Annotated in this window: 15 protein-coding genes and 1 pseudogene; 11 read left to right on the top strand and 5 right to left on the bottom strand. The window is 73.3% G+C overall.

What is annotated here, in order from left to right; genetic code table 11:
* Positions 1–55: 55 nt before the first annotated feature.
* On the top strand, positions 56–1,339 hold the full coding sequence (locus ACZ6JT_RS34970) for an MFS transporter (protein WP_469216206.1): 1,284 nt from the start codon (positions 56–58) through the stop codon (positions 1,337–1,339).
* Here the strand turns inward: ACZ6JT_RS34970 and glgX are convergent.
* Positions 1,324–3,438, bottom strand: a complete 2,115-nt coding sequence (gene glgX, locus ACZ6JT_RS34965; protein ID WP_469216204.1) for a glycogen debranching protein GlgX — start codon at positions 3,436–3,438, stop codon at positions 1,324–1,326. The two genes, ACZ6JT_RS34970 and glgX, sit on opposite strands and share 16 nt — an antisense overlap.
* 284 nt (positions 3,439–3,722) lie before the next feature.
* Here glgX and ACZ6JT_RS34960 point away from each other — a divergent pair, with 284 nt between their 5' ends.
* The 3 genes from ACZ6JT_RS34960 to ACZ6JT_RS34950 all read left to right on the top strand — a co-directional run bounded on the left by ACZ6JT_RS34960 (position 3,723) and on the right by ACZ6JT_RS34950 (position 6,769).
* Entirely contained in the window at positions 3,723–5,012 is a 1,290-nt protein-coding gene (locus ACZ6JT_RS34960) for an SAV2148 family HEPN domain-containing protein (RefSeq protein WP_365484315.1), read from the top strand.
* Between the two features lie 177 nt (positions 5,013–5,189).
* Positions 5,190–5,906: an exonuclease domain-containing protein gene (locus ACZ6JT_RS34955; protein ID WP_469216202.1), complete on the top strand. Its 717-nt coding sequence runs from the start codon at positions 5,190–5,192 to the stop codon at positions 5,904–5,906.
* A gap of 353 nt (positions 5,907–6,259) precedes the next feature.
* Entirely contained in the window at positions 6,260–6,769 is a 510-nt protein-coding gene (locus ACZ6JT_RS34950; protein WP_469216219.1) for a hypothetical protein, read from the top strand.
* A gap of 34 nt (positions 6,770–6,803) precedes the next feature.
* Here ACZ6JT_RS34950 and ACZ6JT_RS34945 read toward each other — a convergent pair whose 3' ends face one another.
* Entirely contained in the window at positions 6,804–7,667 is an 864-nt protein-coding gene (locus ACZ6JT_RS34945) for a phosphotransferase enzyme family protein (protein ID WP_469216217.1), read from the bottom strand.
* A 206-nt stretch (positions 7,668–7,873) separates the two neighbouring features.
* Here ACZ6JT_RS34945 and ACZ6JT_RS34940 point away from each other — a divergent pair, with 206 nt between their 5' ends.
* The 7 genes and pseudogenes from ACZ6JT_RS34940 to ACZ6JT_RS34910 all read left to right on the top strand — a co-directional run bounded on the left by ACZ6JT_RS34940 (position 7,874) and on the right by ACZ6JT_RS34910 (position 18,231).
* Positions 7,874–10,420 carry an FUSC family protein gene (locus tag ACZ6JT_RS34940; protein WP_469216200.1) on the top strand — a complete coding sequence of 849 codons (2,547 nt, stop codon included), beginning with the start codon at positions 7,874–7,876 and terminating at the stop codon, positions 10,418–10,420.
* 6 nt (positions 10,421–10,426) lie between these two features.
* Positions 10,427–11,673, top strand: a pseudogene (gene mgt / locus ACZ6JT_RS34935) (macrolide-inactivating glycosyltransferase).
* A gap of 20 nt (positions 11,674–11,693) precedes the next feature.
* The gene (locus ACZ6JT_RS34930) at positions 11,694–12,266 is read left to right on the top strand and encodes a DUF1697 domain-containing protein (RefSeq protein ID WP_469216198.1); all 573 of its coding nucleotides are present in this window, start codon (positions 11,694–11,696) and stop codon (positions 12,264–12,266) included.
* 149 nt (positions 12,267–12,415) lie between these two features.
* Positions 12,416–13,417: a ketopantoate reductase family protein gene (locus ACZ6JT_RS34925; protein ID WP_469216196.1), complete on the top strand. Its 1,002-nt coding sequence runs from the start codon at positions 12,416–12,418 to the stop codon at positions 13,415–13,417.
* A 296-nt stretch (positions 13,418–13,713) separates the two neighbouring features.
* Positions 13,714–14,541 carry an FAD binding domain-containing protein gene (locus ACZ6JT_RS34920; RefSeq protein WP_469216194.1) on the top strand — a complete coding sequence of 276 codons (828 nt, stop codon included), beginning with the start codon at positions 13,714–13,716 and terminating at the stop codon, positions 14,539–14,541.
* A complete protein-coding gene (locus tag ACZ6JT_RS34915) occupies positions 14,538–17,255 on the top strand; it encodes a molybdopterin-dependent oxidoreductase (RefSeq protein ID WP_469216192.1) in 2,718 nt (905 codons plus the stop codon). The genes ACZ6JT_RS34920 and ACZ6JT_RS34915 overlap by 4 nt, the downstream gene beginning before the upstream one ends.
* Before the next feature lie 4 nt (positions 17,256–17,259).
* Entirely contained in the window at positions 17,260–18,231 is a 972-nt protein-coding gene (locus ACZ6JT_RS34910; protein ID WP_469216190.1) for an antibiotic biosynthesis monooxygenase, read from the top strand.
* A gap of 13 nt (positions 18,232–18,244) precedes the next feature.
* Here ACZ6JT_RS34910 and ACZ6JT_RS34905 read toward each other — a convergent pair whose 3' ends face one another.
* The 3 genes from ACZ6JT_RS34905 to ACZ6JT_RS34895 are packed head-to-tail and all read right to left on the bottom strand — an operon-like array spanning position 18,245 to position 20,692.
* A complete protein-coding gene (locus tag ACZ6JT_RS34905; RefSeq protein WP_469216188.1) occupies positions 18,245–19,009 on the bottom strand; it encodes a sirohydrochlorin chelatase in 765 nt (254 codons plus the stop codon).
* Positions 19,010–19,014: 5 nt separating this feature from the next.
* Positions 19,015–19,911 (bottom strand): ABC transporter permease, encoded by an 897-nt coding sequence (locus ACZ6JT_RS34900; protein WP_469216186.1) that lies wholly within the window; start codon positions 19,909–19,911, stop codon positions 19,015–19,017.
* Entirely contained in the window at positions 19,898–20,692 is a 795-nt protein-coding gene (locus ACZ6JT_RS34895) for an ABC transporter ATP-binding protein (RefSeq protein ID WP_469216184.1), read from the bottom strand. The genes ACZ6JT_RS34900 and ACZ6JT_RS34895 overlap by 14 nt, the downstream gene beginning before the upstream one ends.
* Between the last annotated feature and the right edge of the window lie 125 nt (positions 20,693–20,817).

Here is a 20,817-nt window from a genome sequence, read left to right as displayed (position 1 = left end):
TTCCGTGCCATGACCCAATGCATCCGAGTGACTGCACCGCGTTAATGTCGATCAAGTGGTTGGAACCGTCAAGACCTATCGAAGAGTCATCGCCCTGACCGGGCCCCTACTCCCGCTCGTCTCTTTCCTCGCCCGACTGCCCGTCGCGATGTCCCAGTTCGGCAGCTTCCTGCTGGTCGCCCAGACCAGCGGCTCCCTCGCCACCGCCGGCGTGGTCGGAGGCACCCTCTCCCTCGGCCAGGTCCTCTTCGGACCCGTCCTCGGATGGCTCGCCGACCGGCACGGGCAGCGGCCCGTCGTCCTGGCCGCCGCCGCGGTCAACGCGGTGGCCACCGCCGCCCTGGTCGCGGGCGCCCTCACCCACCTGGCCACCGTGCCGCTCGCCGCGATCGGCGCCCTCACCGGCGCCTCCGTCCCACTGATCGGGCCGCTCGCCCGGACCCGCTCGGTGGCGCTGGCCCACCGGGCCGGCGCCGACGAGAGCGTCGTGGGCGCCGTCCACGCGCTCGAAGGCACCCTGGACGAGGTCTCCTTCGTCTTCGGACCCGCCCTGGTCGGGATGGCCGCGCTCCTCGCGCACCCGGCGGTCGCCCTCGGTGGCGCGGCGGGCCTCGTCGCCGTCTTCGGAACCGTCTACGCCCTGCACCCGACCGCCGCCGTCACGGCCGGGGCCCCCGCGCGCGCACGGGGTACGGGAAACCGGGTGCGCCCGCCCGGCGTGGTCCACGCCGTACGCGGCTCCCTCGCCCTCCAAGGCGCGATGTTCGGCGCCTGCCAGGCCGGCATCACCGCACTGACCATCCGGCTGGGCGTCCCCGACCAGGCCGCCGTGGTCTACTCCGCGATGGGCGTCGTCAGCGCCGTCGTCGGCCTCTCGCTCGGCGCGCTGCCCGCCCGCTACGGACTGCGGCTGCGCTGGCGGGTGGCGACCGCAGCGGCCCTGGTGCTCTCGGCCCCGCTGCTGGTCACGGACAGCCTGTGGTCCCTGTACGCCGTCGTCACCGTCCTCGGGGCGGCCTACGCGCCCCACCTGATCACCGCCTTCGCCCTCACCGAGCGGGCCGTGGAACCGGCCCGGCTCTCCACGTCCATGGCCTTCGCCGCCAGCTGCCTGGTGGCCGGGCAGGCCACCGCGCTCGTCGTCTGCGGGCGCCTCGCCGAGCGGTACGGCCCCGCCGGGGCCTTCGCCGTCGCCGTCGGGGCCGCCGCGCTCTGCCTGACCCTCGCCCTCGTCACCCGGGTGCCCGCCGCCCGTACGCACACCGCCGCCTTCGTCCCCGGCCCGCGGACCGCCTCTGCGGTGGCCGGCGAGAACGACAGCGCCTACGCCGGGCGCTGAAGCACCACCAGCGACCGCCCCGTCAGCGCCACCCGGTCGCCGGCCGAGTACTGCGGCCCGGCACCGGGTGACAGCACGTCGGCCCGCGCCGTGTCCACCACCAGGTGCCACTGCGCGCCGTGCCCCGCCGGGATCGTGAAGTCCTGCGGTTCCGCGCCCGCGTTGAACATCAGCAGGAACGAGTCGTCGGTGATCCGCTCCCCGCGGGTGCCCGGCTCGGAGATGGCCTCCCCGTTGAGGAACACGGTCAGCGCCCGCGCGTGCTGCGCCTGCCAGTCGCGCGCCCGCATCACCTCGCCGTGCGGGGTGAACCAGGCGATGTCGGAGAGCTCGTCGTGCGTCCCCTCCACCGGCCTGCCGTGGAAGAACCGGCGCCGCCGGAAGACCGGATGGTCCCGGCGCAGCCACACCATCCGCCGGGTGAACTCCAACAGCGACGGCGACGGTTTACCCGGCTCCGGCCAGCGCACCCACGACAGCTCGTTGTCCTGGCAGTACGCGTTGTTGTTGCCGCCCTGGCTGCGGGCGAACTCGTCGCCGTGGCTGAGCATGGGCACCCCCTGCGACAGCATCAGGGTGGCCGTGAAGTTGCGCATCTGGCGCTCGCGCAGCTCCAGCACGTCCGGATCCTCCGTCGGCCCCTCCACCCCGCAGTTCCAGGACCGGTTGTGCGTCTCGCCGTCCCGGTTCCCCTCCCGGTTGGCCTCGTTGTGCTTCTCGTTGTACGAGACAAGGTCGTGCAGGGTGAAACCGTCGTGGCAGGTGGTGAAGTTGATCGACGCCAGCGGGCGCCGCCCGTCGTCCTGGTACAGGTCGGACGAGCCGGTCAGCCGCCCGGCGAACTCCGCGAGCGTGCGCGGCTGCCCGCGCCAGAGGTCCCGTACGGTGTCCCGGTACTTGCCGTTCCACTCGGTCCACAGCGGCGGGAAGTTGCCCACCTGGTAGCCGCCCTCGCCCAGGTCCCAGGGCTCCGCGATCAGCTTCACCTGACTGACCACCGGATCCTGCTGGACCAGGTCGAAGAACGAGGACAGCCGGTCCACCTCGTGGAACTGGCGGGCCAGCGTCGCCGCCAGGTCGAAGCGGAATCCGTCCACGTGCATCTCGGTGACCCAGTAGCGCAGCGAGTCCATGATCAGCTGGAGCACGTGCGGGGAGCGCATCAGCAGCGAGTTGCCCGTGCCGGTGGTGTCCATGTAGTGCCGGGGGTCGTCCGCCAGCCGGTAGTACGAGGCGTTGTCCAGCCCCCGGAAGGACAGCGTCGGGCCCAGGTGGTTGCCCTCCGCGGTGTGGTTGTAGACCACGTCGAGGATCACCTCGATCCCCGCCTCGTGCAGGGCCCGGACCGCCGACTTGAACTCCAGCACCTGCTGGCCGCGGTCGCCCGAGGCGTAGCCGTTGTGCGGGGCGAAGAAACCGATCGTGTTGTAGCCCCAGTAGTTGCTCAGCCCGTCGTTGACCAGCCGGTGGTCGTTGACGAACTGGTGCACCGGCATCAGCTCCAGTGCCGTCACGCCGAGCTTGGCGAGGTGTCCGATGACCGCCGGGTGCGCGAGCGCCCCGTACGTGCCGCGCAGCTCCTCGGGCAGGTCCGGATGGCGCATCGTCAGGCCCTTGACGTGCGCCTCGTACAGCACGGTGTGGTGGTACTCGTGGCGCGGCGGCCGGTCGTTGGCCCAGTCGAAGTACGGGTTCACCACGACCGAGCTCATGGTGTGCGGGGCGGAATCCAGGTCGTTGCGCGAGTCGGGCCGGCCGAAGTGGTAGCCGTACACCGCCTCGCCCCACGTCACCCGGCCGCTGATGGCCCGCGCGTACGGGTCCAGCAGCAGCTTCGCCGCGTTGCAGCGCCGCCCGCGCTCGGGCTCGTACGGGCCGTGGACGCGGAAACCGTAGCGCTGACCGGGCATGACCCCGGGCAGGTACGCGTGACGGACGAAGGCGTCCGTCTCGCGCAGTTCCACGGCGGTCTCCGAGCCGTCGTCGTGGAGGAGGCACAGCTCGATGCGTCGGGCGGCCTCGGAGTAGACCGCGAAATTGGTGCCGGCGCCGTCGTAAGTGGCGCCGAGCGGATACGCCTGTCCCGGCCAGACCTGCATAGATAACGACTCTTCCCGCGTTGTCGGATGTCCCGGCTGATCCGGCGTGGACCACGTCACTGTTCCGATCTTCCCCGAAAGAGGGCGTCCACGCGCGGACTTGGGAGGGGTCCTACCGGGTGACCCGCAGAGCTGATATGCGGGTCACCGGACTGTCTGCGCATCGGATAATGGGTCAACGGGCGACCGGTGGGGGGACCATCGGGCTGCACCGGGCCGCGCGCGCGGAGTACCCTTCCGTGATCACTGGAGACGGGCGTCCAGACGCAGAAGGCGGTGCACGGGTGAGCTCGGGAGGTCTGGAGCTGCCCCCTGGTGACAGCAGTCACGAGGGTGGCCCGGCGGACGCCCCAGGAGGTGTCCCCGGCGGGGCACCGACGGGGATCGCGGCCGGAGCGGTCTCCCTGGCGGGCGGACCGGCGGAGGCCGGGAGCGCCGGGGGTCCTGGATCCGCCGGCGCCGAACTCGACTGGAGCGCGGAGGCCTGGAGCGAGGTCCGCACCCGCGCGCAGCGGGCCGGCCGTGCGTACATCTGGCTGAATCTCATCGAACAGCGGCTGCGCTCGGTGGTCGGGGCGGTCCTCAGGCCGATCTACGAGCCGGTGCACGGCGGGGACGACTGGGTGGTCGCGGCCGCCGGTCCCGCGGGGCAGGAATGGGTGCAGCGGGCCGTGGCCGTCCGCGAGGTCAGCCGACGCAAGGGCTACCTGCTCGACTCGGCCGACGACAACGTGCTGAGCTTCCTGACCCTGCCCCAGCTGCGGGAGCTGATGGTCCAGCACTGGCCGTGCTTCGAGCCGTACTTCGACGACCGGCGCGAGATCGAGCTGGCCCTCGACGAGCTGGAGGTCACCCGCAACGTCGTCTCCCGCAACCGGGCGCTGTCACGGCCCGTGCTGGAACAGGCGGAACGGGCCTCAGCACGGCTGCTGGAGGTCCTCGGCGGCGGCGCCGGCAGCCCGTCGGCGGACCGGCTGCCGATCGACGCCGTCGAGGACCTGGTGGGCGACCGGTACGCGGACGTCATCTCGGTCCACCCGGACCGGGTGCGCCTGCAGCGCCAGCTCCCCGCGGAGGACCTCTTCGGGGGTGCGCGGCGGCTCGACGCCATCGGCATAGGGCTCAACCTGCTGGTCCAGAACTTCTCGGGCCGAAGACTCGTCCGGCTCACGGAGGCCGGCTGCCGGGTGCGGCTGCTGTTCCTGAACCCGGCGAGCAGCGCCGTCAAGCGGCGCGAGCGGGAACTGGGCCTGCGCAAGGGCGAGCTGAGCCGCTCGGTGGAGATGAACATCCTGCACGTCCGCCGGGTCCGGGCGGGCCTGCGGGACCCCTCGCGCTTCGAGATCCACGTCTTCGACGAGACCCCGCGCTTCACCGCCTACCTGGTGGAGGGGAACTCCTCGGGCATCGCCGTGGTCCAGTCGTACCTGCGGCGGGCGCGCGGGATGGAATCGCCCGTCCTGGTCCTGCGGGGCGGCGGGCGCGGCGTCCCGAAGGACGCGGACCACGGGCTGTTCGCGACGTACCGGGAGGAGTTCGAGTCGATGTGGGAGGACTCCCGTCCCGTGTCGTGACCGGCCCTGAGGACCGGCCCCGAGGGGGGTGTCGTCGGGCTTGTCAGTGCCCCGTGGCAGGCTGAAAGCCGTTGACCGAAGGCGTACGGGGGAGGGGCACGGCATGGGGGATCTGGAACGGACCGGCGCGGGGCCGGGGGAACCGGGGGAACCGGGGGAATCGCGGGGGTCCCTGCGATGAGCTGGATCAGCGGGCCGATGGTGGCCTTCGACCTGGAGACGACCGGGACCGACATCGAGTCCGACCGCATCGTCACCGCCGCGGTGGTGGCGATGGAGCCGGACGGCCGGGTCGCGCGGACCCGCACGTGGCTGCTCGATCCCGGCGTGGCCATCCCGGCGCAGGCGGCCGCGATCCACGGCATCTCCACCGAGCACGCACGCACCGAAGGCGTGCCGGCCGCCCCGGCGATCGCGGAGATCACCCAGACGCTCGCCGACGGGCTGAGCTCCGGGACCCCGCTGGTGGTGATGAACGCACGCTACGACCTGTCGCTGCTCGACCGGGAGTGCCGCCGGCACGGGATCGCGCCGCTGGCCGACCGGCTGCGGGGCCGGCCCGCGCCCGTTATCGACCCCTTGGTCCTCGACAAGCACGCGGACCGGTACCGCAAGGGCAGGCGGACCCTGCAGGCCCTCTGCGAGCACTACGGGGTGACCCTCGACGACGCGCACAACGCGGCCGCCGACGCCCTCGCGGCGGCGCGCGCGGCCCGCCGGGTGGGCGCGAGGCACGCCTCCATAGGCGGGATCGAGCTGGCGGACCTCCACGACCTCCAGATCCGCGCGGCGGCCCAACAGGCCGAGTCGCTCCAGAGCTACCTCCGGCGCACCTCGGACCCCGAGGCGATAGTCGAGCCGGCGTGGCCGGTGGTCCCGCACCGGGAGAGCTAGGGCCGTGCCGGGCGTCGCGAGCCGGTGAACCTTCCCGGTCGCAGCACCAGCACCCGGAGTCCGTACACGCGATGTCCTCAACCCGCGGCTGAACGGGCGCGTTTCGGTCGCGGACCACTTCGGTGCGCCGGCCGGACCGCGGACGGCCGGGCTGGTCCGGCACCTCGGCTGTCCTGCGTCGCTCGCCGAGGCCCTGACGCGCGCACGGTGTGACGCCGCGCAGGTCCTGCCCGCCAAAGGCGCTGCCCTGGCGGGCTGGTTGCGCGTCCTACCCGAGAGGGCCGCGCCTCCCTCCGCAGTGGGAGGCGGCCCGCCGCAGCGGACGATGTGCGGGTGCGGTGGCCGAAGCCAGCATGGACGTCATGACGACAGTGAACGCTCCCACCGCGCCCACGCCCGCACCCGCGCCCGCACCCGTCTGGGCTCGCCGCGCCGCCCATGCCGTAGCCCTCTGCGCGGTCCCGTCCGGTCTGTGGCGCATCGCCATGGCCTCCGGTGTCTACGTGGGCTACAGCGACCAGGTGCTGCGCGAGGTCTTCGACATCCCGGGGTGGGGCATCGCCTACGTCGTCGGCCTCTCCGTCCTGGCCGAGTCGGCCGCTCTGTTCCCGCTCCTGCTCGTCAGCGACCGGTGGCGGCCGCTGCGCCCCCGGGCGCTCGGCAGGCTGGCCTGGACCGCCACGGGCGCCCTGGTCCTCGTGGCCGTGTGGCAACTCGTCGTCGCCTTCACCGTCGAAAGCCAGACGTACATGTCGAGCGGTACGGCACTGACCGTCTGGTGGCTCGCCTTCGCCCCGCTGTTCGCCATCCCCGCCTTGATGACCGCGGTGACGTGGTCGTACGCGAAACGGCACCGGGCATGAGGTGCGTTGTGCGTGCCCATGTGCCCCTCGGATCCTAGAAGGAATGCCAGCGCGTTCCCGGGTCGCCCTCCCTGAGGGAGGTCACGCGGCGGCGGAACTCCGCCAGTGCCCTCGGGTTGGCCGGGGCGTGCTGGGCGACCCAGGCGCAGCTCGCCGTCTCCCGGGCCCCGCGCAGGACCGCGCAGCCCGGCCAGTCGCGGACGTCCCACCCGTACGCCGACACGAACGCCCCGTACTCCTCGTCGGGGAGGCCGTACCGGTCGCGCGCGAGGGCCATCACCACCAGGTCGTGCTCGCGCAGATCGGCCGAGACGGTCTCCAGGTCGACCAGGGCGGGCCCGTCCGGGCCCACGTGGACGTTGCGGGGCAGGGCGTCGCCGTGGACCGGGCCGGGCGCGAGGTGCGGGGCCAGGGCCGCCACCTCGCCGGCGTAGGCGTCCCGGCGGGCCCGCAGGTACGCCGCGTCGGCGGGGTCGATCGCGTCCCCCGCCAGCCGCAGCCAGCGCTCCACCCCGCCCAGCAGGTCCCGCGCGGGCAGCGCGAAGGGCGGTGCGGGCAGGGCGTGGACGGCGCGCAGCAGCACCGCCAGGTCCTCGGCGCCCGCGGGCCGGACCGCGTCGGGGAGCCGGTGCCACACGGTCAGCGGATGCCCCTCGACCAGCCGGGGCTCCGGCTCGGCCGCGCGGACCGCGGGGATCCCGGCCGCCGCCAACCAGTCGGCCACCGCGAGCTCCCGCCGGGCCCGGTCCAGCAGCGCCGCCTCCCGGCCCACCTTCACCACGAGGTCGCCGACGGCGAAGACGGCGTTCTCGCCGAACGCGAGGAGGGACGGCTCACGGGTCGCCCCGCGCGTGAGGCCCGCCGCCGTCAGTACCCGCCTGGCCCGCGCTTCGTCCATGCCGTCGGTTCCCGCTCCCGTTCCTGTGCCCATGGCTCTGCCTGTCCCCGTCCCCGTCCCTGCCCCTGACCGTGCTCCGGCTCGCGCTTCGGCTCGTGCGACGGCTCCGGCGGACCGGCGTCATCACGACGCATCCGAGTTCTACCACCGTCCGCCGCCGGCCCCCGTGGGTGGTGGCTTCGGAAGGGCGGCCCGATGCTGGAGGCATGGGCGCCGACCGTGACGCAGGCGCCGCCCGCGGCCCCGGCGGCGTGGCGCGGCGCGCCATCCGCACCACGCTCGCCGCGTGTGCCGGGTTCTTCCTGTTCCTGTACGGGCTGGACCTGTCCGTCGCCGCGACGTACGCCCTGTTCGGCGTCGTGTCGATGGCGGCCCTCTCGCACATCCCCGGCACCGGCCCGCAGCGGGCGGTCGTCATCGCCCGCACGACGCCGCTGGCCTGGGTGCTGGTCACGATCGGCACCTACCTCGCGGTGCGCACGTGGACCGCCGTGGCCGGCATGCTGGTGATCGGCTTCTGCCTCGCCTTCGTGGCCGTGGCCGGGCCCCGGCCGTCGGGCGCCGCGCCCGGCCTGCAGCTGCTCTACATCCTCCCGTGCTTCCCGCCCTACGCCCCCGACACCCTCGGTGAGCGCCTGCTGGGGACGACCGTCGGCCTCGCGCTGCTGATCCTCGCCGAGTTCTTCGTCCTGCCCGAGCGGCGCGGCACCTCCTACCGGGCGCTGGCCGCCGAGGCCGCCGACACCGCCGCCCGCTGCGCCGACGAGCTGCGCCGTGCCCCGTACACGCTGTCCGCCGCCGGGGCGGAGGCGGCCCGGGCGGCCGGTGAGGCGCTGCGCCCCTTCCGGGTCCCGGAGGCCGAGCGGCCCGCCGGGCCGGGGCTGCGGGACCGCGGACTCGCGCACGCGGGCCTGGCCGCCCGTACGCTCCTGAACCGCATGGTGAACCTGCCCGCGCCGCCCCCGGACCGCCCGCCGCCGCAGCAGGCGCCCGGGGTGCCCGCCGCGGTCGGCGCGGCCGCCGCCGAGAGCGCGGCCCTGCTGCGCGGCACCGGCGACAGCGTCGAGGAGGCCCGCGCCCTGCGACACGTACGGGCCGAGGCCGTGGCGGTGGACGAGCGGCCGGCGAGCGAGGCGCTGGGCGTGCGCAGGGCGGCGCTGCTGGAGGTGGCGGACGCCGCCGTCGCCTTCACGACGGCCGCCGAACTCGCGGTACGGGGCCTGCGCGCGCGGCTGCCGGCCGAGACCGACGCGGGCCGCTTCTGGTACGCCGGCCGGCACGCGCCCCGCCTGTGGTGGCACCGGCTGGCCGCACACGCCGGGCCGCGGTCCGTGCACTTCCAGAACGCGGTACGGCTCAGCCTCGCGCTCGCGGCCGCCCGCACGGTCGCGGGCATCGACTCCCTGCCCCACGGCTTCTGGGCGATGCTCGCCGTACTCAGCCTGACCCGGACCACGGTCTCGCAGACCCGGGCGACCGTCCGCGTGGCCCTCACCGGCACGCTGCTCGGCGCCCTCACGGCCGGCGTCCTGCTGGCCCTCATCGGCGTGCACAGCACCGTCTACGCGGTCGCCCTGCCGTTCGTCATGTTCGTGGCCTTCCGGGTCGGGCCGGTGCGGGGCGTGGGCTGGGCCCAGGGCATGTTCACCCTGGTCGTGTCCTTCGTCTTCGCCCAGCTGGCGCCGGTGACCTGGCAGCTGGCCGAGGTCAGGATCCTCGACGTGCTCATCGGCAGCCTGATCGGCGTCGTGTTCGGGCTGCTCGCCTGGCCGCGGGGGGCGCAGGTGGAGCTGCACCGGGCGGTCGCCCTGCTGCTGGCGGAGGCGGCCGACACGGTCGGGACCACCGCGGCCGCCGTGGCGGTGGGCGGGCCGGGCCGGCCCCCGGACGACACGGCGCTGCAGCGCGCGCTGCTGCTGGCGGAGTCCGCGTTCGCGCAGCGCCTGAGCGAGCCCCGCGCGCCGGTCGGCACCCCCGCGGACTGGCAGGCGGCCCTGATGACGGGCCACCACGTGCTGTGGGGCTCGCGGCGGCTGCTCGCCCGAGGCGGCCCACCCCTGGAACCGGCACAGCAGACGCGCCTGCGCGACCGTGCGACGCGAGTGGCCACCGGCCTGCGCACCGCCTCAACCCTGACAGCGAACACCGCCCCACCACCGCACGCCACGGACCGTCCACCGCACGCCACGGACCGTCCACCGCCCACGGACCGTCCACCGCCCACGGACCGTCCACCGCCCACGGACCTGCCGCCGCACGCGGACGTGCCGCCGCACGCGGACGTGCCGCCGCACGCGGACGTGCCGCCGCGCGCGGACGTGCCGCCGCCCACGGAGCGTCCACTGCACACGGACCGTCCAGCGCACATGGACCTGCCACCGCACGTTGAGGACCTTTCAGCGCACGCGGACCTGCCAGCGCACGCGGACCGTCCACCGCCCACGGACCTGCCAGCGAAGGCGGACCGTCCACCGCACACGGACCGGCCACCGCACGCGGACCGGCCGCCGCGCGACCTGCCGGTGGACGCGCGGCAGCCGTCGTCGGTGCCGGTGGACAAGCCGGTGGCCGGCGCGCCACCGGCGGACGGGCTGTCCGCGTCCGGCCGGGGGCCCTCCGGCGACGCGGCGGACGGGGTCGCGCTGCCGCGGTTCTACGCCGGTCTGGCCTGGCTCGACTCGCTGGCCACCGACATCGAGCGCGTCACCGCGCCCACCGGCGGCTCCGGCGGGCCGGACGGGGTGGCGCCCTGAACTTGGTTGCACGAGACGTCTCGTCTCGTTATGGTCGGACCATGACCTCCGCCCAGCCCGCCGCCGGCGCCGCGCACATCGCCATGTTCTCCATCGCCGCCCACGGCCACGTGAACCCGAGCATCGAAGTGATCCGCGAGCTCGTCGCCCGCGGCCACCGCGTCAGCTACGCCATCCCCGCCGCCTTCGCCGAGAAGATCGCGGAGACCGGCGCCACGCCCGTGATCTACACCTCCACCCTCCCCACCGACGACGACCCGGAGGCCTGGGGCACCGAGCTCATCGACAACCTGGAGCCCTTCCTGAACGACGCCGTCCAAGCCCTCCCGCAGCTCGCCGCCGCCTTCCAGGGCGACGAGCCGGACCTCGTCCTGCACGACATCACCTCCTACCCGGCACCCGTGCTCGCCCACCGGTGGGGCGTCCCCGCCGTCTCCCTCTCCCCGAACCTCGTCGCCTGGGAGGGCTACGAGAAAGAGGTGGCCGAGCCGATGCTCGCCGAGCTGAAGGCCTCCGAGCGGGGCCGGGCGTACTACGCCCGATTCGCCGCCTGGCTCGCCGAGAACGGCCTCGCGGACGACGTCGACCGCTTCCAGGGCCGGCCGCGCCGCAGCCTCGTCCTGATCCCCAGGGCCCTTCAGCCGCACGCCGACCGCGTCGACGAGTCCGCCTACACCTTCGTCGGCGCCTGCCAGGGCGACCGCACGGCCCAGGGCCGCTGGCACCGGCCCGCCACCGCCGAGGGCAAGAAGGTCGTGCTCGTCTCGCTCGGCTCCGCCTTCACCAGGCAGCCCGCCTTCTACCGCGCCTGCATCGACGCCTTCGCGGACCTGCCCGACTGGCACGTCGTCCTCCAGATCGGCAAGTTCACCGACGAGGCCGACCTCGGCGGGATCCCGGCCAACGTCGAGGTCCACCGCTGGGTTCCCCAGCTGGACATCCTGCGCCAGGCCGACGCCTTCATCACCCACGCGGGCGCCGGCGGCAGCCAGGAAGGACTCGCCACCGCCACCCCGATGGTCGCCGTCCCGCAGGCCGTCGACCAGTTCGGCAACGCCGACATGCTGGTGTCGCTCGGCGTGGCCCGGCACGTACCGATGGCGGACGCCGACGCCCGGACCCTCCGCGAGGCGGTCCTCGCCCTGGTCGCCGACCCCGAGGTCGCCGCCCGCGCCGAGGCCGTGCGCGCCGGGATGGCAGCCGAGGGAGGCACGCGGCAGGCCGCCGACCTCGTCGAGGCCGAACTGTCATAGCCGCCGCCTAAGGTGCCGCCATGACGAAGAAGGCCACGACCAGGAAGTACGCGGCGCTGCTGCGCGGCATCAACGTCGGCGGGAGCAGGAAGGTCCCGATGGCGGAGCTGCGCTCCGTGCTGGAGGAGCTCGGCCACGGCGACGTACAGACGTACCTGCAGAGCGGCAACGCCGTCTTCAGCAGCGCAGAGCAGGACCCGGCGGCGCTCGCCCGGGAACTGGAGACGGCCCTCGAGGCCCGCTTCGGCTTCCGGGTGGCGTGCCTGGTGGTGGACGGGGCGTACCTGCGCGCCGTCGCCGACGCCTGCCCCTTCCCGGCCGCGGAGCTGCAGGGCAAGCAGCTCCACGCGACCTTCTTCTCCGAACAGCCGGGCGCGGAGCGCTTCGCCGCGCTCGACCAGGCCTCGTACCTCCCCGAGGAGTACCGGCTCGGCGACCGCGTCCTCTACCTCTACGCCCCCGACGGCCTGGGCCGCTCCAAACTGGCCGAGGCCCTCGCCAGGCCCGCCGTCGTCAAGGGCATCGACGTGACCACCCGCAACTGGAACACCGTCGTCAAGCTCGTCGAACTGACAGGCGGGGGACAGGGGTGAGCGCGAGCCCGGTGCCGCCGGAGCGCCCAGTCCGGGATGTCCGACCTCACCGCTGACCCACGGGCCCCGGACCGGCGCGGCCGGGACGCCGTCCGGCTGGACCCGGCCCCGACCGTAACGCGGGGCGCCGGATGTGCCAGGCTCGGGGGATGCGTTACATCATCATCGGCGCGGGCGCCGTGGGCGCCACCATCGGCGGACGGCTGGCGGAGGCGGGCGGCGAGGTCGTCCTCGTCGCGCGCGGCGCGCACGCGGAGGCCCTGCGGGCCGACGGGCTGCGGCTCACCACGGCCGACGGGGAGCGGGTACACCGGCTGCCCGTGGTCACCGGACCGGACGAGCTGGGCGAACTGCGCCCCGACGACGTGCTGTTGTTGGCGGTGAAGACCCAGCACGCGGTCGCCGCGCTCGACGCGTGGGGCGACGCGGAGGTCGCGGGCGGCGGCACGGCCGCGCAGCGGCTGCCGGTGCTGTGCGCGCAGAACGGCGTGGAGAGCGAGCGGATGGCCCTACGGCGCTTCGCGCGCGTGTACGGGGTGTGCGTATGGCTGCCCTCGACCTTCCTGGAGCCGGGCGTGGTCTCGGCCCTGTGCGCGCCGCTGACCGGCATCCTGCACGTGGGCCGGGCGGCGGGCGGCGCGGACGCGCTGTGCCGGGCCGTCGCGGAGGACCTCGGGAAGGCCGGCTTCGAGGCGCCGGTGGTCGAGGACGTGATGCGGTGGAAGCACGCGAAGCTGCTGGGGAACCTGGGCAACGCCGTCCAGGCGACGACAGGCCCGGAGCCGGACCCGGCGAAGGCGGCGCTGCTGCTGCGGGCCGTCCGCGAGGCGAAGGCGGTCTTCGGGGCGGCGGGCATCGCGTACGCCTCGGACGCGGAGCAGTCGCTGGCACGGGACGGCAAGGTGAACCAGGCACCGGGGGTCCGGGGCGGGTCGTCCTGGCAGAGCCTGGCGCGCGGCACGGGCTCGGTGGAAGCGGACTACCTCAACGGGGAGATCTCCCTGCTGGGGCGGCTGCACGGGGTCCCCACCCCGGTCAACGACGTACTGCGGCACGCGGCGAACATCTTCGCCCGTGAGGGTCTGCCCCCGGGCGCGATGTCCATCGAGGACCTCACCGCCCTGGCCGACGAGGCCGCGGCCCGCGCCTAGGCCATGGCAGCGGGGCTCGGGCGGCTGGGCTTGGGCGGGCCGGGCTCGGGCGGCTGGGCTTGGCGGTGCGGGGCCGGTCGGGGATACGCTGAAGAGGAGTCTCCACGTCCGCTGGTCCTGGCCGCAGTGCCCGACCACAGCGGCCGGAGTCGAAGCCGAACCGGCGCCCACACAACGCCGCCCGGGCTTCGACGCGCACGCGATGCGATGGCCCGAGGCCGTGACGCTGCCCGCCCGCACCGCAGCCCGGTGGACGGTCCGTCACACGGCTGCCGTCGCGAGGGAGAGCGATCCCCGTGGACCTCAACACGATCACCGAAGTCGTCCGGCGGCCGCCCGACCGGCCGGGCGCGGACTGGCGCGAGGGCGACGCCTGGCTCGCGGGCGGGACCTGGCTGTTCTCGGCGGAGCAACCGGATCTGCGCCGCCTGGTCGACCTGACCGCCCTGCGCTGGGCCCCCCTCGTCCCGACCGACAAGGGCCTCGACATCGGTGCCACCTGCACCGTTCGCGAGCTCCACGCCTTCCGGCCCCCGGCCGAGTGGACCGCGGGCCCCTTGCTCGGGACGAGCTGCGAGGCGTTCCTGTCCTCGTTCAAGGTCTGGAACGCGGCGACCGTCGGCGGGAACATCTGCATGAGCCTGCCGGCCGGCCCCATGATCACGCTGACGGTCGCGCTGGAGGCGCGCTACGAACTGTGGGCCGCCGACGGAACGACGCGCACCGTCGACGCCCTCGACTTCGTGACCGGCGACCACCAGAACATCCTCGCCCCCGGGGAGATCCTGCGGCGCGTCGAGATTCCGCTGCACGCCCTGCGCAAGCGCACCGCGCACCGCCGTTTCACGCTGACCCGCCTCGGCCGTTCGACGGTGTTCCTCATCGGTACGCGCACGCCCGGCCACGACGACCTGCTGCTCACCGTCACCGCCAGCACCACCCGACCCGTGCGCATGGTCTTCGACACCCTGCCCGACGCCTCGACCCTGCAGCAGAGCATCGACGTCATCCCCACCGACGTCTGGTTCGACGACCCCAACGGCACTCCCGGGCACCGCCGTCATCTGACGAAGCACTTCGCCGAGGAGATCCGCCGTGAACTCGCGTCCGGGAGCACGTCATGACGTACCGCGTGAACGGCCGGAGCTTCGACGAGGAGCCGGCGCCCGGACAGTGCCTGCGCACCTTCCTCCGCGCGCTCGGCCACTACGGAGTCAAGAAGGGCTGTGACGCCGGGGATTGCGGCGCCTGCACGGTATGGCTGGACGGCAGCCCCGTACACAGCTGCATCACCCCCGCCTTCCGCGCCGACGGCCGGGAGGTGACCACCATCGAGGGGCTGGGCTCGCCCGGCAACCTGCACCCGATGCAGCGGCAGTTCCGCGACGCCCCGGGATTCCAGTGCGGCTTCTGCACCGCAGGGATGATCATGACCTCGGCGACCTTCACCGAGGCCCAGAAGGCGGATCTGCCGCGGGCGCTGAAGGGCAACCTCTGCCGCTGCACCGGCTACCGGGGGATCGAGGACGCGGTCCGCGGCGTCGTCGGGGTGGAGAGCGCCAAGCCGGGAAAGGCCGTCGGGACCAGCGTCGGCGCCCCGGCGGCCGACGACGTGGTGACCGGCCGCGCCGAGTTCACGATGGACACCCCCATGGAGGGCACGCTGCACCTCAAGGTGCTGCACGCGCCGCACGCCCACGCCCGGATCCGGTCGGTCGACAAGAGCGCCGCCCTCGAGGTGCCCGGCGTACAGCGGGTCTACACCTGGGAGGACGTGCCGCGCAGGCGCTTCACCACGGCGATCCACACCGACCACCTGGTCGACCCGGACGACACGCTCATCCTCGACCGGACGGTCCGCTTCGCCGGCCAGCGCGTCGTCGCGGTCGTCGCCGACACCCCCGGCGCCGCTGAGGAGGGCTGCCGGAAGGTCGTCGTCGAGTACGAGGTGCTGCCCGCGGTGTTCGAACCCGAGGAGGCCATGGCCGAGGGGGCCCCACAGATCCACGGTGCGGACGACCCCTTCGTCCGCGATCCCGTCCACAACGTCCTGCTCGAGATCCACTCGCACATCGGAGACGTGGACGCGGGCTTCGCCGAGGCCGACGTGATCCACGAAGGCACCTACACGTCCCCGCGCGTGCAGCACGCCCACCTGGAGACCCACGGCTCGATCGCCTGGATGGAGGACGGACGCCTGAACGTCCGCACCAGCTCCCAGTCGCCCTCCATCGCCAAGGTCAAACTGGCCCACCTCTTCGCGCTGCGCCCGGACCAGCTCCGCGTGTTCTGCAAGCGCGTGGGCGGCGGTTTCGGCGGCAAACAGGAGGTCATCTCGGAGGACCTGGCGGCGCTCGCCGCGCTGGACACCGGGCGGCCCGTGTGCTTCGAGTACACCCGCGAGGAGGAGTTCACCACGGCCTCGCCACGGCATCCGATGACGCTGACGGTCAAGCTGGGCGCGAAGGCGGACGGCACGCTCACCGCGTTCCAGGTCCGCAACGTGTCGAACACGGGCGCCTACGGCAACCACGGCGGGGAAACCCTGTTCGCGGGCGGGGCGGCCGTCATGGTCTACCGCTGCCCCAACAAGAAGTACGACGCGTACTCCGTCTACACCAACACCGTTCCGAGCGGCGCGCTGCGCGGGTACGGGATGACCCAGCCGGCCTTCGCCGTGGAATCGGCGATGCACGAACTGGCCCTCGCCCTCCACATGGACCCGTTCGCACTGCGCCGCCGCAACATCGTGCGGCCCGGCGATCCGCTCGTCGCCCTGCACGACGGTCCCGACGACGTGACGTTCAGCGAGGACGGCCTCGCGCGGTGCATCGACCTGGTCGACCGGGCCCTGGCCCGGACGGCCGGGGACCCCCGCCTCGGCCCGGACTGGCTCATCGGGGCGGGCGCGGCCGCCTCCCTGCACGAGACCGCGCCCCCGACCGAACACATCTCGGAGGCCTGGGTGACGCTCGGCGACGACCTCGTCTACGAGGTCGCCGTCGGCACGGTGGAATTCGGCGAGGGCACCTCGACCGCCCATGTCCAGATCGCCGCCGAACAACTGGGCACCACACCGTCACGGATCCGCCTGGTGCAGTCCGACACCGACCGTACGGGGTTCGACACCGGAGCCTTCGCGAGCGCGGGCCTCTTCGTGGCGGGCAGCGCGGTCCTGCGGGCGAGCAACGCCGTGCGCGACCGCATCCTGGAGTTCGCCGCCGCCCACACGGGCATCCACCCCGTGATGTGCTCGATGGACGACGACGGGGTCCTCTGCGGGGACCAGCGGGTGTCGCTGGCCGAACTCGTCGCGCTGGCACGGGCGCGCGGCATCCGCTTCACCGCCGCCCGCAAGGCCTACGGATCTCCCCGGAGCGCCGTCTCCAACGCGCACGGGTTCCGGATCGCGGTCCACCGGGTGACCGGCGAGATCCGCGTGCTCCACAGCGTCCAGGCGGTCGACGCCGGCGTCGTCATCAACCCCGCGCAGGTACGGGGACAGGTGGAAGGCGCCGTCGCCCAGGGGATCGGCTTCGCGCTGACCGAGAACCTCCGGCTCGACGCGAACGGAGCCGTGGTCAACCCGAACCTCCGCAACTACCGCATCCCCACCTACGCCGATGTCCCCCGCACCGAGGTGCTCCTGGTGGGCTCGGCGGATTCCGTCGGGCCGATGCGGGCGAAGGGGATGGCGGAGTGCAGCATCAACCCGGTGGCGCCCGCACTGGCGAACGCACTCCAGGACGCGACGGGAATCCGCTACCGGTCGCTGCCGCTGACGCCGGAACGGATCTACGAGCGGCTCGGCGAGAAGCGCTCGCACTCGAAGGCCTGAGCACATGGACACCGAGAAGCACACAGAGGACGCCAAGGCCACGGCGATCATCGCCCAGAAGGTCCTGCCCGGCCGGGAGCAGGAGTACGAGACGTGGCAGCAGGACGTCAACGCCGCCGCCGCCGGGTACGAGGGGTACCTCGGCGTCGAGGTCACCCCGCCGACGCCCCTGCAACCCGAATGGGTCGTGGTCTACCGGTACGACTCGATGGCCCACCTCCGGGCGTGGATCAACAGCCCGACCCGGCGGGGACTGCTCGAAGCCGGCGACAAGTACCTCGACGGCCCCGGAACCCAGCAGGTGCTCAGCGGCCACGCCACCTCGCAGGACCCGCTGGTGACCGTGGTGATCACCCACCGGGTCCACCCGGAGCACGTCGAGGACTTCCTCGCCTGGCAGCGCCGGATGAACGAGGAGGAGAGCAGGTTCGAGGGTTTCCGCGGGAGCGAGTTCTTCCCGCCCGTCGAGGGGGTCCAGGAGGAATGGACCACGCTGTACCGGTTCGACAACGCCGAGCACCTCGACGCCTGGCTGAGGTCGGACCGGCGGCGGAAGGTCCTCGACGAGGGGAAGGACTTCGACTTCAAGCTGCGCACGATCGACAACTCCTTCGGCAGCTGGTTCGCCTTCGAGGAGAACGGCAGGGAAGCGCCCCCGCCCTCGGTCACCAAGACCGCCATCGCGGTGTGGGTCGGCCTGTACCCGACCGTCGTCCTGCTGGCGCTCGCCCTGTCGCCGCTGCACATGCCGCTCTGGCTCGGCCTGCTCGTGGGGAACCTGCTGTCGAGCCTCGTCATGAGCTTCTTCACGATGCCCTACTACGTGAACCCGCTGCTGGGGCGGTGGCTGCGCCCGTCGCCTGACGAGCCGGCGGCCAGGACCAACCTCGTCGGCATCGGGATCGTCGCCGTCCTGCTGGCCTTCTGGGTCGTGGTGTTCTACCTGGTGACCGTGCGGATCTGGACCTTGCCCTGAGGGCCGGGCAGGCCTACGCCGTCAGGGCCGGGAGCCTCGCGGGAGCAGCGGCGGCCGAGGCGTCGTAGCGGCGCAGCAGGAGCCGGGCCAGTTCGGGGGCCGCGCCCAGGACGTCGGCCAGCACGTCCGCGCCCGCGGCCTCGGCGCCCGCCGCGATGCGGTCCGGGAGCCGCCCGGGGGCGATGACGTACGGGGCCACCGCCACCCGGGCGAAGCCCTCGGCGCGCAGGGCCCGTACGGCGTCCTCCGTACGGGGGAGAGCAGCGGAGGCGAACGCAGGCCGCACGGCGCACCAACCGGTGTGCCGCCACTCCCGCGCGGTTTCAGCGATCGCTGCGATCGCCTCCGGGTCCGTGGAGCCGGCGGACGCGAGCACCACCGCGGTGGTGGCGCGGTCCGCCGGGGTGAGGCCGGCTTCGGCGAGCCGGCGGTCGAGGGCGGTGAGGAGGAGCTGGGAGGGGCCGAGGACGTCGGCCACCCGCACGCAGAGCCCCGGCAGGCGGGCCGTCGACTCGGCCAGCGCCGCCGGGATGTCGGACTTCGCGTGGAAGGCCCGGGTGAGGAGGAGCGGGAGGGCGACGACCTCCCGGACGCCCGACAGGTAGAGCGAGGACAGCGCCTGTCCCACCGACGGGGCGTCGAAGTCCAGGAAGGCCGTCTCCACCCGCAGCCCGGGCCGCAGCGTCCGGGCCCGCGCGACCAGGGCGTGCACGGTCGCCGCGTGCCGCGGGTCGCGGCTGCCGTGGGCGATGACCAGGAGTGCGGGTGCGTGGGACATCGGAATCAGCTCTTGACCAGCAGGCCGCGGCTGCGCAGCACCCACCGCTCGACCGGGCTGAAGATCAGCAGGTCGATGGCGATGCCGACCACCAGGATCAGGATGATCGCGAGGAACACGCCGGGCAGGTCGATGTTGTTGCGGCCGTTCTCCAGGAGCTGGCCCAGGCCCAGGCCCAGGTCGGGCGAGGAGGCGATGATCTCGGCGGCCATCAGCGAGCGCCAGGAGAAGGCCCAGCCCTGCTTGAGGCCCGCCAGGTAGCCCGGCAGCGCGGCCGGCATCACGATGTGCCGGGCCCCCCGCAGACCGGTGGCGCCCAGGGTGCGGCCCGCCCGCAGGTAGAGCGGCGGGATCTGGTCGATGCCCGAGACCAGGCCGTTGGCGATGGACGGGACGGCACCCAGCAGGATGACCGTGTACATCATCGCGTCGTTGAGGCCGAACCACAGGACGGCCGGCGGCACCCAGGCCACCGACGGCAGCGACTGCAGGCCCTGCAGGATCGGGCCGATCGCGGCGCGCACGAACTTCACCCGGGCGACCAGCAGGCCGAGCGGGGTGCCGATGGCCAGGGCCAGCAGGAAGCCGAGCAGGCCGCGGGAGACGCTGGTCCAGACGACCTCCAGCAGGGTGCCCTGGACCCACATGTGGGACAGGCTGTCCCACACCGCGGACAGCGGTGGCAGCTTGGTCTCCTCGGTGACCTTCGCGGCGACGAGCACCTGCCAGACCACGAGCACGAGGCTCACGGCCAGGAGGGGCGGGAGGACCTTCTTGACGAGGACCTCGCGGATCGGGGTGCGGTGGGTCTGGACCGCGTCGAGCGCGTCGAGGCCCGCTTCCAGGCCGGCCAGGTCGTCGCTCTTGCCCGTGGCCTTCAAAGTGGTGTCAGTGCTGGCCATGGCGGCGGATCTCCCCACGCAGGTGTTCAGTGATCTCAAGGGACAGTTCCGCGACGTCCGCGTCCTCGATGCGGCGCGGCTGCGGGATGTCCACGGTCCACTCCTTCGCGACCCGGCCGGGGCGGGAGGAGAGCAGGACCACGCGCTGGGCGAGGCGGACGGCCTCGCGCACGTTGTGGGTGACGAAGAGGACGGAGAGGTTCGTCTCGGTCCAGATGCGGGTCAGCTCGCCGTGCAGCACGTCCCGCGTGATGGCGTCGAGGGCCGCGAACGGCTCGTCCATCAGCAGCAGCTGGCTGTCCTGGGCGAGCGCCCGGGCCAGGGCCACGCGCTGGCGCATGCCGCCGGACAGCTCGTGCACGCGCTTGCCGTACGAGCCGCCGAGGCGGACCAGCTCCAGCAGGCGCTCGGCCTCCGGCTTGCGGTCGGCCTTGGCCACCCCGCGCAGACGCAGGGCGAGTTCGATGTTCTTGCCCGCGGTGAGCCACGGGAAGAGGGCGTGCTCCTGGAACATCAGGGCCGGACGGCCGCCGGGGGTCTCGATGGACCCCGCGGACGGCTTGTCGAGGCCCGCGACCAGGTTCAGGAGCGTGGACTTCCCACACCCCGAGGCCCCCAGGATGGTGACGAACTCCCCGGGAGCGACATCGAGGCTGATGTCGTCCAGGACGAGCTGCGATCCGGCCGGGCCGGAGAAGGACTTCGAGACGTGCTCGATACGGGCAGCGTGGGTCTGCTCCGCTACGGAGCCCTCGGCAGCCTTGGCAAGTGTGGTGGCCATGGTCGTCACCTCCTGGGATTGCTGGATTCGGGGTTACTTGGCGCCGAGGCCGGCGTCGGAGACCTCGGGCTTGCCGGCGGCCTTGAGGACCTTGTTCAGGAGCGTCAGGTCGTAGATGCCGGCGA

The sequence above is a fragment of the Streptomyces sp. NPDC046308 genome, assembly GCF_055588065.1.
This window is presented reverse-complemented; position numbering and strand designations above follow the sequence as displayed.